Source organism: Cupriavidus sp. C3SS-1, assembly GCF_057073755.1.
The window spans coordinates 507,948-521,654 of sequence record NZ_CP172701.1; the positions used below are offsets into that span (position 1 = coordinate 507,948).

Genomic DNA, 13,707 nt, shown 5'->3' on the forward strand with positions numbered 1-13,707 from the left:
GGCCCCGACCTTCACCGCATCATGTCTGCAGCCTCTCAGCCCAAACCGCTTCCGAAGTCGATCGCGACCGTCTCGCTCTCCGGCACCCTTCCCGAAAAACTTGAAGCCGCCGCGGCCGCCGGATTCGACGGCGTGGAGATCTTCGAGAACGACCTGCTCAACTTCGACGGCTCGCCCGCCGAAGTGCGCCGCATGGCGGCCGACCTCGGGTTGCGCATCATGCTCTACCAGCCGCTGCGCGACTTCGAGGCCATGCCCGCGGAAATGTTCCCGCGCAACATGGCGCGTGCCGAACGCAAGTTCGACGTGATGGAACAGCTTGGTGCCGACACGGTGCTGGTCTGCAGCAATGTGCAGGACATCGCCATCGACGACCCCGCGCGCGCCGCCGCGGACCTGCGCCAGATGGCCGAGGCCGCCGCCCGTCGCGGCCTGCGCGTCGGCTACGAGGCCCTGGCGTGGGGCCGCCACACGCGCCGCTGGCGCGAGGCTTGGGACATCGTACGGCGCGCGGACCACCCGGCACTGGGCCTGGTGCTGGACAGCTTCCATACGCTGGCGCTGGGCGACACCCTGCATGGCCTTGGGATCGTGCCGGCCGAGAAGATTTTCTTTGTGCAACTGGCCGATGCGCCGCGCATGTCGATGGACGTGCTGGGCTGGAGCCGACACTACCGAATCTTCCCCGGACAGGGCGACCTGCCGGTGACCGACTTCACGCGCGACGTGCTGCAGGCCGGCTATACCGGCCCGCTCTCGCTGGAAATCTTCAACGACGAATTTCGCGCCGCCCCGGCGCGCCAGACCGCGCTGGACGGGCTGCGCTCGCTGATCTGGCTCGAATCCGAGGCGGGCGGCTTCGCGCTGCCGGCGCCGCCGGTATTCGAAGGCGTCGATTTCGTCGAATTCGCGGTCGACTACGTGGCCGGGCGCGAACTGGCGCAGCGGCTGGCGTCGCTCGGGTTCGTGCATGCCGGGCGCCATCGCTCCAAGTCGGTCGACCTGTACCGGCAGGGCGGCATCAACCTGATCCTCAATGCGGAGCAGGACAGCGCGGCCGCCGAACACTTCCAGCTGCACGGCCCGTCTGTCTGCGCAATCGGCCTCAAGGTCGACGATTCACGCCGCGCCATCGCGCGTGCCCGCGCGCTGCTGTGCAAGGAGTGGCGCGAACCGGTGGGCCCTCAGGAACGCGTGATTCCCGCGCTGCGCGCGCCCGACGGCATGCTGTTCCACCTGATCGACGACATCGACGCCGCGCGCAGTATTTACGAGAGCGACTTCGAGCTTCGCCCGCTGCCGCAAGAAGCCGCCGCGGGTGCGGAACTGACGGCGATCGACCATATCGCTCAGGCCCTCCCCGCCCACCGGCTCGACACCTTCGTGCTGTTCTACCGCTCGGTGTTCGGCATGCAGGCCGAAGCCGTCCACGAGATTGCCGATCCGTATGGCCTAGTCAAGAGCCGCGCCATGGTCAGTGCCGGCCAGCGCGTGCGCATTCCCCTCAATGTCTCGGAGAGCGGGCGTACGGCCACGGGGCGTTTCGTCACTGCCTACGCGGGCTCGGGCGTGCATCACATTGCCTTCCGCTCCACGCAGCTCGCGCATATGGTCGAAGCCATCGACCGCAGCCGCTCGGCGATGCTGCATGTGCCCGACAACTACTTCGAAGACCTGGCCGCGCGGCTGGCGCTCGACGATGACCTGCTGGCCCGGCTTCACCGCCTTGGCCTGCTCTACGATCGTGACGGCCATGGTGAATTCCTGCACACCTATACGGAGCCATTCCACGAGCGCTTCTTCTTCGAACTCGTGCAGCGCGATGGCTACGTCGGCTACGGCGTGGCCAACGCGTCGGTGCGCATGGCCGCTCAGGCGCAGCTGCGCCACGGCTGACGCCAGCCGCCCCTCTTTTTCAGGACAACCACACTTCCCACAGGACACTCTGAATGCTGGATCCTTGCATTATCTCGGTTGCGATTACCGGTTCCGTACCCCGCAAGAAAGACAATGCCGCCGTGCCGGTCACGGTAGCCGAACAGATTGAAAGTACTCACGCCAGCTATGAGGCGGGCGCTTCGCTTGTCCACCTACACGTCCGCGACGCGCAGGAGAACTCCAGCTCCGACCCCGAGAGTTTTGCCGCCCTGCAGGAGGGCATCCGCAAGCATTGCCCGGGCATGATCGTGCAGTTCTCTACCGGTGGACGGGGCCGCGAAGCCAGCCAGCGTGGCGCCATGCTGTATCTGCGCCCGGACATGGCATCGCTGGCCACCGGCTCGGTCAATTTCCCCACCAGCGTCTATGAGAACCCGCCCGATTTCATCCGCTCCCTGGCGGCCAGCATGCGCAAGTTCCAGGTCAAGCCCGAAATCGAGATCTTCGACCTGTCGATGCTGTACAGCACGGCCGAACTGGTAAAGGAGGGGCTGCTGGCGCCACGGCCGCATGTGCAGTTCGTGTTTGGCATCCGCAACGCGATGCCGGCGCGCCGCGAAGTCCTGGCGTTCGAAGTCGAGCAACTGCAGAAGGTGCTGCCCGGCGCGACCTGGACGGCGGCCGGGATCGGGCGGCACCAGCTCGAAGTCAATCACTGGACCCTGGAGCTTGGCGGCCATTGCCGGACCGGGCTGGAAGACAATATCCGCTGGGACAAGGACACGCTGGCCCGCAGCAATGCGCAGCTGGTGCAACGCGTTGCGCAACTGTGCGGGCAGTATGGCCGCGCCGTGGCGACGACCGCTCAGGCCAGGTCCCTGCTCGGCTTGTAACCCCTGGCGGTTTAGCCTCGATATGTCAGACCGCGGCCCGACCCGGCGGCCGGTCGGGCGTCACACGGGGACGTTCGCCGCGGGCGCCCCCCGTTCGCGCGCCGCCGCGGCGGTTCCGCCCACGCCGCTGGCGGCAATGAATGCGACGCCGAGCACCGACCACGCATCCGGCACAGAGCCGAACACCATCCAGCCGCCGAGCATGGCAAAAGCGATCTGCAGATACAGATACGGCGTCAGGATGCCTACCGGTGCGCGCGCATAGGCCAGCACCAGGCACAGGTGACCGGCACAACCGGCCAGCGCCATGCCGGCCAGCATGGCCCAGTGCATCGCGCTGACGTGCCAGACCCACGAGAACGGCAACGCCGCCGTGAGCAGCAGCGTCGCCACAGAGCCCGTGTAGAAGTGCGTCGTCCCGACGCCGTCGGCACGCGTCAGCGCGCCGGTCAGCAACTGGTAGCCGGCGTTGGACACCACCACGCCCAGCGGCAGCAGCATGGCCGGTTGGAATTCGGGACCGGGGCGTATCACCATTACCGCGCCGGCAAACCCCAGCAGCAGGAACAGCCACCGCACCGGCGAGACACGTTCGCCCATCAGCGCTGCCGCGGCGAGCGTGATGGCCAGCGGCGTGAGCATTGCCACCGCGGTGAAGTCGCCCACGGGCATCACCTTGAGGCTGAAAAACGCGCACAGGCTCGACACCAGCATCAGTGCCGCACGCATGCATTGCAGGACCGGCCGGCGTGTGTGCAGCAGGTACCGGCCGCGCGCCGGCAACAGGACCGCGCCGGTCAGCGCCGTCTGCGCCAGATAACGCACCCACAGCGCCATGGCCACCGGGACGGCGCCGCCGATGCCCTTGGTCAGCGTATCGAGCGTGGCAAAGCAGGCTACCGCCGTGATCATCAGTGCGATGCCTTGCGGCGTGTGGTGGTCCTTCATGACGGGTTGGCTGCTTGTTGCGCCGCTGGCAGTGGGTTGCGCGGCGTGGATAGGGGATGGGAGCAGGGTACTGTTGTCAGCAGGAAAAACAATTGGGCTGGGAGGAAAGTTAGAATGCGCTTGCAGTGAATAATGCCGCCGGCCGGCGCTCTAGGGGGTAATCAATATGAACGCGTCCCGTTTGCGCCAGGTTTTCGGGACCTATCCGGAATTTTGTGTACGAGGCGTATCATGAGAGGTAATGACATGGATATGCCAATGAGGAAGAAACGTACGGTGGCGTCACAGGCAGCGGCCCGCGGGCCGCTGCCTGCTTTGCCTAAAGGCTTGCTCGACGAGTTGGTTAAAGGGCCGATGACGCCTGGCGAGGTCACATGGCGATAATGCGCTCATCGAAGCCGGTAAAGCGCTGTTCGAGCTTCGGGATCAGAACCGGATCGTTTGCCTCTGAAGATGACAGCCGTTTGGCAAACAGGCACAGTCCGCCATCGCGCCAATACAGGCACTTGAGCAGATCACCTCGTACGCGCGCGGCATGAGCACTGGGCGAGATCCAGGCGTTTCTGGACGAGAGCTACGGAACGGAAGTCTCCCCGGACTTCATCAGCTCGGTCACCGACGAAGTCATGGCCGAGACCATCGCTTGGCAGAACCGCCCCCGGTCGTGTTCTTCGACGCGTTGCGGGTCAAGATCCGCAGCGACGGCATCGTCAGCAATAAGGCCGTGTATCTGGCATTGGGAATCCAGGTAGACGGCCAGCGCGACGTGCTGGGCCGGTGGGTCGAGCGACCGAAGGCGCCAAGTTCTGGCTCAAGGTCTTCAATGAACTCAAGAACCGCGGATGCCAGGACATCCTGATCGCAGTGGTCGACGGCCTCAAGGGGTTGACGGAGGCCGTTGCCACGGCCTATCCCCGCACGACGGTGCAGACCTGCATTGTGCATTTGATCCGCAACAGCTTGGAATACGCCAACTATAAGGACCGCAAGGTGCTGGCACAGGCGCTGCGGCCGATCTACGGCGCGGCCAGCGAACAGGAGGCCGGGCAGGCGCTGCAGGACTTCGCCACGGCCCGTGGGGCGCCAAATACCCGATGATCGTGCAGTCGTGGCGACGCGCCTGGGAGCACGTCATACCGTTCTTCGTGTTCCCGTCCGACATCCGGCGTGTGAAAAGCGCTGCACGGGCGGGCGGCATAGACGGGCTGCCGCCAATCGAATCCCTCCAGCAGTAGGCCAAGTTGCGCGCTCGTCAGAGCTACCACCCCGCCTTCGGCGCGCGGCCATGCGAACGCCCCCGTTCCAAGATCTGATGCTGGCGTTCAACAAGGCCATCATCGAGCGGGCGATGAGCGCCGAGATGAGCATGCATTTGGGCTACAAGCCAGGCGAGCCCAAGCCGGCCGAGCAGTCCAATGCGCGTAACGGTCTGAGCGGCAAGACCGTGATCACCGACCGCGGCCCGGTGCGGGTCGAACTGCCACGCGACCGCGATGGCTGTTTCGAACACGTGGCCTGAGAAGGGGTCCTTCTGAAGTACCGTCTGCACCTTGGCCGCCAGGCCATCAAAGCCGCATCGCATATCGGTAAAACCTGCGGCAACCCAGATGCAGGGTGTTCGCCGGCGGCCCTATCATTGGCTCAGGCATTGCACCACCGTGCGCAGGACTTCCGGATCGCCCCGGCCTTCAATGCTCACTTGTCCATTGGCTAGTTGCAACCGGATGACCGCGGTAGGCAATGCTTCCGGCTGGTCGCACGGGTTTCCCGTGGGCGGCATGTCGACCGATTCTTCGGCTGCGGTTGCCTCAACCATGACGGGTAACAGCAATGAGTCGTTGGTAACCTCAGGGACGCCGAAACGGCCTGCACGATACAAGCGGCGCCAGCGAAAGACCATGTTCACGTTAAGACCGTGTTCCAGCGCCGGCTTCGAAACAGACAAACCTCGCACACCCACGCCGCTTCTGCCAGCCTACGTTTGAGTTCAATCGGATGATTGCAGCTGCCGTGAGTGCGACCGCCCGTTTTGCCACAGTCTCCAAAGCAGTCCCCGCCAAATTCTGATGGGACTACTCTGGATACGTTTGCCTTATGCGTCTACACGGCGGTCAGCGGACGGTTACCGACTTTCACGCTTGAAAGCCGGAGATGAGGCATAACCCGCGACGATCCAGCCAAGTCATCCGCCGGCCGACCTAGTCGCGTAGGTGTTCCAGCGCTTGTGGCTGGACGACATGGTGCAATCCGCGAGCGTCAAGTGCTGGGGAACAACGGAGCGTCGTCAAACCTGCCAGCTCGGTGGGCGCGCGGAGCACTTCGAAGGGACATAGAACTCCGTCCCTCGGAAGCCATGCACGCATGGTAAGGCCTGATTTGCCTCTCTGCAGAGGTCCGATCCTCCCCAAAGCTTCGCTGCTCCCGAGATGTGCTGCGTTCGTGTCTCCATTTCATCACTTTCTTAAGCCCGTTCCCCAGCATACGTTGCTGCATCGCAACATGGGATATTCACGGGTTCTAAATCAGAATTAAACATGATTAAATTCAGGTCCGCAGCGGCAAATGCTGCACCACTTGTGCGCCGCTGCGCAGGACCGGATCGATGCTCCCCGCGTCGCTCCGGTTTTTTTTCGGCGCATCCGGACCGAATCGTCGCACGGTCTTCGCGTTCGGCATCGGCAGGTGGTTGCCGAGGTCGCCAATTGTGCGTGATGACAAGTTTGTCGCTCAGTGCATCTGGCTGGCGAATTAACCGCCCAGCCGAGGCAAGGATCAGGCCGAAGCTTTCGGAATAACCCGTTAGTATGAAGCGCGGAGTATAACCGTTGGTGCGATCCTTCCAAATCCGGTTTTAACTGCTGTTTGGATTTCATGGTGCAGATGATATGTCAAGCAAAACGCCAGAATCACTACCGAGTGGCCAATACTGGGCCACTCCGCATGCACCCTTTCCGTTGGACGGTCCAAACGGCCACGACGAGGTCTACCCCGGCGCGGATTGCCTAAGCGATGGCAAGTGGGTCACCTTCTACAAGGAAGGCAAAGAAGTATGGGCATGCAACGCCGTGTATGCCGCTGCCCATTTTGACTTTACTCGCCGTCCGGGATCCCGTTCCTCGACGGACCACTGAATTGCAGTGCTAAGCCTCGCCTAGCGAGCGCAGTAGCGTCGCGACCTTCGCGCTGGTTGTGGCCTGCACACGTGCGATGAGCGCGTAGTCGACTTGGCTCACTCGGTACGTCTGACCGATATCGTGTTGCAGGCGATGCCACAGATGGCAGGTCATTTCAGCGTCGGCCATTGCCCGGTGCGCACGAGCGGTCTTAGGCAGTTGCAGCATATCGACGAGCGTCGATAACCTGTGATTTTGAGCGTGTGGGTAGATACGCCTGGAAGTGAGCATCGTACACGCGAAGTGTTGATTGGCTGCAATGTCCAATAGCCCAAGCTCGGCCTGCCAAAACCTGCGGTCAAAACCGGCATTGTGGGCCACTACCGGATGTTTGCCGACAAACCGGGCCGCTTCACTCATGACCTTCGACGCAGCAGGTGCATCTGCAATCATGTCATTGGTAATTCCGGTCAGGCTGACAACCTGCGAGGGGATACGCCTACCCGCGTTCATCAAGCTTTGATAACGATCGATGATCTCGTCGTCACGCAGCAAAATGACAGCAATTTCCGTTGCTCGGTCACCGCGGCCCGGCGACAATCCCGTCGTTTCAAAATCCAGCACTGCGACCGTTTGCACCCTGCCTCCCCTGTTTGTCATTGCCGAAAACTGTGCCGTCGCGCCGCCACGGCTTTCGCGTTCGCGCCATTGTAGCGAACGGACCTAATCCATCTGGGCAGGCAAGTATTCCATACTGACATCGTTGGCTTCGGTAGTGGCATGCTGCGCCGCCAGGCGGGCCCAAAGGCGTTCGGCTTCGGCATCGAAGCATGGCCAGCCGGACAGCAAGTATCGCCGTCCGCTTGCGGTGGTCCCTACGCCCGTGCTAACGTCAAACGACCGAATGGCCGTACTCACACGTCCCGTCTGGGTCTCAATACAGAATCCGACGAAATATCGATCACCTCCTGCTGTCTCACGTACCCGCCAGCGTTCGAGTGTAACCTGTGCTTGCACATCAAGAGGCGCAACGGTTTTAGTCAGCATGCTGGTTCGATCCACCTGATGCAAATTCGATTCGACTGACAGTTGACAAAGGAACGTCATGGGTTGGGCGCGCCTTATGCGTCTGCTCAGCAATACTGACGCGAAATTTTACTGCGCAGTGCACGCCACCCGCCGAGACCTAAAAAAAGAAGCGCGGTTGTGCCGCGCTTTCAAAAGATCCACCAGATGCGGGGAGGGTTCTGGATGAAGAGGACAGATAATTGAATTTACCCGGCCGTCGCATCAATGACAATTGAAGCTTTTTAAGGACGGATTTAAAAATAGTGGGAAATGGAAATTACCGACTCTTCGCAACGACGTTGCTGCCATAAAATTGCGACATGGGGCCGTGTGTTGGTCCTTCAGGAAGCTATTCTGAAGTGGGTCGGGAGCGATATGCTAACGAATACATAACAGAAGAGTGATATGCTAGCCAAAGCAAAAAAGAAAATCTGACACCACTTCATTTGCTCTGGATACCGGCGTGCTGTGCCATTCCGCGCATGCGCAGTTCCGCGTCGGTCTGACTCGTTCAGATGTCGCAGAGGCCGGCTTCAGCCCGTTGGTGGTTGCCGGCGCGACTAATTCTTGCCGGCGTCGAGTCAGACCGCCGATACGCCCCCTGCCCGTGTCGTCTCGCCAAAGATGGGCGGCGCCGTCACGATGGAGCGAAGCGCGGGTACGGCCGGCACGATGGCATCGAGGTCGGGAATGGGGCGACGCAATGCCGTCGAGGCGGAAAACGCGGTCTCCATCGCCTGCGCCACGCCGAGCGTCACCGCGTCGCCGCGGAACCCGCCGGTCACCTGCAGGCCGAATGGCATGCCTTGCTCGTCAACGCCGCATGGCAATGAAATGGCCGGATGCGTGGTCAGGGTGACGACATAGGTCAGGGCAAGCCAGCGGTAATAGTTCTCCTGCTTCTCGCCATTGATAGTGTTTGCGTACAGCTGCGTCCACGGAAATGGAGAGACTGGCGTGGTCGGCGACAGGATGACGTCATAGTCCTGGAAGGCCTGCTGGAAGCGATGCAGGATTCGGGTCTGCTCTGCCTGAGCCCAGGAACTGTCACCCAGGGACATTCGCGCACCCATCTCGTAGTTGGCGCGGGTATTGGGCCCGAGGCTGGCGGGATCGCGCTGGTAAGCTTCATTCAGGCTCGCGACGAAGCTCTCTGCGCGCAATACGTCAAAGCAGCGATGCACATCGCCCAGCTCGAACCTGACTTCATCGCAACATTGGAAGAGGTGCCGCATCGCGGCGATCTTTGCGCGAAAGACGCGCCGGATGCTGTCATCGACGCTGCAGCTGCCGAAATCCTCCGTCCAGCCTACGCGCAAGGTGGACAGATGGACGTGCGGTGGCGAAAGGAAGGCAGCAGGGTCGAGTTCGTAGCTAAGGGGATCAGTGACCGACCCGCCCGCCGACGCTGCCAGCTGCAGGCAGGTATCGGCGACCGTGCGGCCCATCGGTCCGACCACGGAAATCGGGGTCCAGCCCAGCAGCTTGCGCGAGTTCGGTACGACGCCCGGCGAGGGTCGGAAGCCGACCACGCCGCACTTGGCAGCCGGGATGCGCAGCGATCCTCCCGTATCGGAGCCGGTGCAAACCGGCAGAAAATCGGCGGCCAGCGCAGCGGCGGAGCCACCTGAGGAGCCGCCTGCATTGAGGTTTGGGTTGAACGGGTTGCCAGTGGCGCCCCAGACCGCATTGCGAGAATTCGCACCGGCACCCATTTCGGGGATATTGGTTTTGCCAACGACGATGGCGCCAGCCGACCGCAGGCGCGCCACCAGGACGTTGTCCTGGCTGGGCACGTTGCTTCGGTATAACGGCGAGCCATACGTGGTGAGCAGGCCTGCGGTCGCCTCCAGGTCCTTGACGCCCAGCGGCAGCCCGTGCAAAAGGCCCAGCGGCTCGCCGCGCATGACGGCCTGCTCGGCCGCCCTCGCCTCTTTGCGCGCACGCTCGTAACAGGTCGCGGTCACGGCATTGATTGCCGGGTTGTAGGTCTCGATGCGGGCGATGCACGCCTCAAGCAGTTCGACCGGGGAGATTTCCCGGGCGCCGATCAGCCGGCGCAGTTCGACGGCGGACGTCGAAGTCAGTTGGTCCTGCGAAGACATGGAGGTTGGATTTCCTTGAGTGGCCGCTTGCGCCAGCGGCCCCGGTTGAGGGGACGGAATTCGCGCAGGCTCAGTCAAGCTTGATATTGGCGCGCTGGGCAACCGCACGCATCTGCGGAATCTCTTTGTCGATCATGTCGCTTACCTGCTTGCCCGTCGCGTAGTGCGGCTCGATGCCGCTATCGGCCAGCTTCCTGCGCGTGTCCGGGTCGGCAACGACTTCGGCCAGCGCTTTCGCCAGCCTGGCGTGGATCTCCGGCGGCAGACCGCGCGGTGCCACCAGCGCGATCCAAGTGCTGGCATCCATGCCGGGATAGCCGCTCTCGGCCACGGTCGGCACATTGGGCAGCAGCGCCGAGCGCTTGGCCGTCGTGACTGCGATGGCTTTGATCTTGCCTGCCTTGACTTGGGGCAGAGCGGCGGCCACGGTATCGATGCTGAAGGGGATCTGGCCGCCAATCAGGTCAGTCATGGCGGGCGAGCTGCCCTTGTAAGGGACATGCAGCAACTTGGTCCCGGTCAGGTTCAGCAGCGCCTCGCCGGCAAAATGCGCGGTGGTCCCTGCACCGAAGGAACCGTAGGAATACTTGCCGGGTTGTGCTTTGGCTGCGGCGACGAACTCCTTCAGGGTATTGACGGGCACGTCGCGATTGGCCAGCAGGACCAGGCCGGTAGATCCAATCAGGCCAATCGGCTCGAAGTTCTTCTGCGGGTCGTAGGGCAGCCGCGGATAGACGGCAGGGTTGACTGTGAACGTCGTGCCGGATGTCGCCAGCAGGGTATAGCCGTCCGGGGCGGACTTCGCGACATAGCTCGCACCGACAATCGTGCCGCCGCCAGGGCGGTTGTCGACCACCACGGTCTGACCCAGTCGCTCACCCAGCTTCTGGCCTATCAGACGGCCGACCACATCAGTGGCGCCTCCGGGCGGAAACGGCAGCACCAGCTGGATCGGCTTGGATGGGTAGGTGCCCTGTGCGCTTGCCAGGACGGGCGCCAGGCCAGTGGCCAGGGCGAGCCCGCAGGCAGTCAGTGCAGAAAGAGCGTGGTGGAGAGGGGATCGCATCTTGATGCTCCGGCAGGGATAGGAACCGACATATGGCAGTGGCACGCCATGTCAGACTATCCTACGATCTCGGCAGTCAAAATTCGTAGCAATGTTTAGAACAATTGATTGCCAAATCGGCAATCCGTAAGATCAACGCTGCGTTTCCTCTCGCATTGCATTGCTCAAGGCACCCCATGTCCTATCGGATCCTTCAGGAAACCGCCGTCCGCTACTTCCTCGAGGTGGTACGCACCGGCTCGGTCAAAGACGCGGCAGTGAAGCTAAACGTGGCCCCGTCAGCGGTCAGCAGGCAGATCGCCAAGCTTGAGAATGAGCTGGACACCCTGCTGTTCGACCGGCGTGCGCGAGGCCTCGCTCCCAATGCCGCCGGAGAGTTGCTGGCTGCGTTCGCCAAGCGATCCCAGCAGGAGATCGAGCGCGTCACAGGCGACATCCAGGCGCTGCGCGGCCTGCGCGCGGGACGGGTGCGGCTGGCCAGTGTCGAGGGCATCGCTCATGAGTTCCTGCCCACCCTTGCAGCCGGGTTCAGGGAACAGCACACCGGGATTCGATTCGAGCTTGATGTCTGCCCGCAGGGCGACGTCTCCCGGCGAATCCGGGACGGCGAGGCTGACATCGGGGTCACGCTGAGCGGGCTGCCCGAGCGCGAGATCGAGGTGGAACTTCGCCATCCAGCGCCCGTGCTCGCCATCATGGCGCCCGACCATCCGCTCGCCGGTCAACGTCAGGTTTCGCTGTCGCAAGTCATAGCCTACCCGCTCGCGTTGCCGCCCAAGGACAGCTCATTGCGGCAGTTGCTTGACACAAGCTGCAGCCGGCAAGACCTGCACTACCAGACCGTTTTCTCGAGCAACCATCTCGATTCGCTCGTGAGTTTCGTGGTGGCCGGCGGCGGTGCCATCAGCTTCTATGGCGAGTTGTCGGTGCGCGAGCGGCTGAAGGCCGGCACCATTGCCGCCGTGCCATTGCGCGACCGTGAAATGAACGAGCGCTACATCGAGATCCAGACCCTGGCCAAGCGCAACCTGCCTCCCGCGGCGCGCGCATTCGTGCAACAGCTGGGGCAGACCATCACCGGTGTTGGCGATGGCTGATTGCCGAAATTGCAATCCACGGTTCCGTTAAATGCGGTGCAAGCATATTCCCGTCGGCCCGCGCGACATGGAAAATCTAACGTGGTCAATATGGCCAAGTTCGCTGCTGGCCCGCCATGAACCGATCGCGAGACTTTCGGGCCCGGAGGGCGTATTGCCGGCGCAGGAAACTCTTGGATGACAGCACAGACGGCATGACAAAGGACATTGTGGTACTCGGCGCCGGCGTGGTGGGCGTATGCACGGCGTTGGCACTGCGCCAGCGCGGCCACGCGGTGGTGCTGCTCGACCGCCAGGCACCGGGGAGAGAGACCTCCTACGGCAACGCCGGCATTATTCAACGAGAGGCGGTGCAACCCTATGCCTTTCCACGGGAGTGGCAGGCTATCCTGCGGGTTGCCCTGCGCCAGGGCAACGATGTGCATTACCACCCTGGCGCGCTGGCACACCTGGCACCGGCGCTGGTGCGTTACTGGCGGGAGTCGGCGCCCGATCGCTATGCCTTTGTCGTAACCGCCTACAGTGCGCTGATACGCCACTGCCTGAGCGAGCACGAGCGACTGATCACGCTCGCCGGCGCACAAGACCTGGTGCGCAAGTCAGGGTGGCTACAGGCCTACCGCACGGCGCGCGCGTTCGACCGGGCCGCGCGCGAGGCCAGCACAGTCGCGCGTGTGCACGGCCTGGATTGTCAGGCGCTCGACCAGACTGGCGTAACGGCTACGGAGCCGGCCCTTTATGGGCGGCTCGCCGGCGCGATCCACTGGCGCGATCCCTGGACGGTTGCTGATCCCGGAGAGCTTGTCACACGTTATGCCTCGCTGTTCGAGCGCGAGGGCGGCATCTTCCGCCGCGGCGATGCCGCGACGCTCAAGCCTGCCGGCGCCGGCTGGACCGTCACCACCGAAGATGGCCCGCTGAGCGCGGAACACGTGGTGATCGCACTCGGTCCATGGGCCTCGGCCTTGATCGAGAGGCTCGGTTATCGCTTTCCGCTATTCGTCAAGCGTGGCTATCACCGCCACTATGCAGCCGACCCTATGCCCCGGCTGCCGGTGCTCGACGTCGAGAACGGCGTCATGCTGGCGCCAATGCAGCGGGGCCTGCGTCTGACCACGGGCGCGGAGTTTGCCCTCCGCGATGCACCGCCGACACCCGTCCAATTGGAGCGTGCCGAAAGCTACGCGCGCGAACTGGTGCGGCTGGGGCAGCCAGCCGAAGCGCAGCCGTGGCTCGGCGCCCGCCCCTGCGTGGCCGACATGAAGCCCATTGTGGGCAGGGCCCCGTGCCATCACGGTCTCTGGTTCCACTTCGGGCATGGCCATCAGGGTTTCACGCTCGGGCCAGTCACGGCACGTCTGCTCGGCGAGCTGATCGACGGCGAGCAACCCTACGTTGATCCCTTGCCCTACGATCCAATGCGGTTTGCCGTTTGAAGTGGCGAGTGGCGTATTGCCCGTCTATTCCCCGATCAGATCGTCGGGGAACTCGTCACGCCAGCGCAGGAACGATTGTCATACCATTAAGCCGGATCGGCCC

At 63.1% G+C, this 13,707-nt stretch carries 9 protein-coding genes and 3 pseudogenes; 6 read left to right on the forward strand and 6 right to left on the reverse strand.

Translation table 11 applies throughout. From position 1 onward, the window contains the following. Positions 1-21 precede the first annotated feature (21 nt). Positions 22-1,896, forward strand: a complete 1,875-nt coding sequence (locus tag ACIGJC_RS31010) for a bifunctional sugar phosphate isomerase/epimerase/4-hydroxyphenylpyruvate dioxygenase family protein (RefSeq protein WP_483714759.1) — start codon at positions 22-24, stop codon at positions 1,894-1,896. 53 nt (positions 1,897-1,949) lie between these two features. Continuing rightward, entirely contained in the window at positions 1,950-2,771 is an 822-nt protein-coding gene (locus ACIGJC_RS31015) for a 3-oxoadipate:acetyl-CoA acetyltransferase (RefSeq protein ID WP_483714760.1), read from the forward strand. Between the two features lie 60 nt (positions 2,772-2,831). Here ACIGJC_RS31015 and ACIGJC_RS31020 read toward each other — a convergent pair whose 3' ends face one another. Next, on the reverse strand, positions 2,832-3,719 hold the full coding sequence (locus ACIGJC_RS31020) for a DMT family transporter (RefSeq protein WP_483714761.1): 888 nt from the start codon (positions 3,717-3,719) through the stop codon (positions 2,832-2,834). A 258-nt stretch (positions 3,720-3,977) separates the two neighbouring features. On the opposite strand from ACIGJC_RS31020, the pseudogene ACIGJC_RS31025 reads away from it, so the two are divergent. Together ACIGJC_RS31025 and ACIGJC_RS31030 are read left to right on the forward strand one after the other, a co-directional pair. Then, a pseudogene (locus ACIGJC_RS31025) lies at positions 3,978-4,891 on the forward strand (IS256 family transposase); the annotation flags it as partial. 128 nt (positions 4,892-5,019) lie between these two features. After that, positions 5,020-5,232, forward strand: a pseudogene (locus tag ACIGJC_RS31030) (transposase); the annotation flags it as partial. Here the strand turns inward: ACIGJC_RS31030 and tnpB are convergent. The 5 genes and pseudogenes from tnpB to ACIGJC_RS31055 all read right to left on the reverse strand — a co-directional run. After that, positions 5,224-5,301 (reverse strand): annotated as a pseudogene (gene tnpB, locus ACIGJC_RS31035) (IS66 family insertion sequence element accessory protein TnpB); the annotation flags it as partial. The pseudogenes ACIGJC_RS31030 and tnpB overlap by 9 nt on opposite strands. A gap of 51 nt (positions 5,302-5,352) precedes the next feature. After that, complete coding sequence (locus ACIGJC_RS31040; protein WP_483714762.1) at positions 5,353-5,664, reverse strand: transposase; 312 nt, start codon at positions 5,662-5,664, stop codon at positions 5,353-5,355. A gap of 1,195 nt (positions 5,665-6,859) precedes the next feature. Next, positions 6,860-7,471 carry a 3'-5' exonuclease gene (locus ACIGJC_RS31045; protein WP_483714763.1) on the reverse strand — a complete coding sequence of 204 codons (612 nt, stop codon included), beginning with the start codon at positions 7,469-7,471 and terminating at the stop codon, positions 6,860-6,862. A 1,010-nt stretch (positions 7,472-8,481) separates the two neighbouring features. Further along, positions 8,482-10,005 carry an amidase gene (locus tag ACIGJC_RS31050; protein WP_483714764.1) on the reverse strand — a complete coding sequence of 508 codons (1,524 nt, stop codon included), beginning with the start codon at positions 10,003-10,005 and terminating at the stop codon, positions 8,482-8,484. Positions 10,006-10,075: 70 nt separating this feature from the next. Further along, positions 10,076-11,071, reverse strand: a complete 996-nt coding sequence (locus tag ACIGJC_RS31055) for a Bug family tripartite tricarboxylate transporter substrate binding protein (protein WP_483714765.1) — start codon at positions 11,069-11,071, stop codon at positions 10,076-10,078. A gap of 176 nt (positions 11,072-11,247) precedes the next feature. On the opposite strand from ACIGJC_RS31055, the gene ACIGJC_RS31060 reads away from it, so the two are divergent. Continuing rightward, positions 11,248-12,168, forward strand: coding sequence for a LysR family transcriptional regulator (locus ACIGJC_RS31060; RefSeq protein ID WP_483714766.1), 921 nt, complete (start codon positions 11,248-11,250; stop codon positions 12,166-12,168). 194 nt (positions 12,169-12,362) lie between these two features. Then, the gene (locus ACIGJC_RS31065) at positions 12,363-13,604 is read left to right on the forward strand and encodes an NAD(P)/FAD-dependent oxidoreductase (protein WP_483714767.1); all 1,242 of its coding nucleotides are present in this window, start codon (positions 12,363-12,365) and stop codon (positions 13,602-13,604) included. Positions 13,605-13,707: the final 103 nt, after the last annotated feature.

Bases quoted from the DNA above. Each gene is read 5' to 3' on its own strand.
- ACIGJC_RS31010 (WP_483714759.1), top strand. From the start codon at position 22: ATGTCTGCAGCCTCTCAGCCCAAACCGCTTCCGAAGTCGATCGCGACC.
- ACIGJC_RS31015 (WP_483714760.1), top strand. From the start codon at position 1,950: ATGCTGGATCCTTGCATTATCTCGGTTGCGATTACCGGTTCCGTACCC.
- ACIGJC_RS31020 (WP_483714761.1), bottom strand. From the start codon at position 3,719: ATGAAGGACCACCACACGCCGCAAGGCATCGCACTGATGATCACGGCG.
- ACIGJC_RS31050 (WP_483714764.1), bottom strand. From the start codon at position 10,005: ATGTCTTCGCAGGACCAACTGACTTCGACGTCCGCCGTCGAACTGCGC.
- ACIGJC_RS31055 (WP_483714765.1), bottom strand. From the start codon at position 11,071: ATGCGATCCCCTCTCCACCACGCTCTTTCTGCACTGACTGCCTGCGGG.
- ACIGJC_RS31060 (WP_483714766.1), top strand. From the start codon at position 11,248: ATGTCCTATCGGATCCTTCAGGAAACCGCCGTCCGCTACTTCCTCGAG.
- ACIGJC_RS31065 (WP_483714767.1), top strand. From the start codon at position 12,363: ATGACAAAGGACATTGTGGTACTCGGCGCCGGCGTGGTGGGCGTATGC.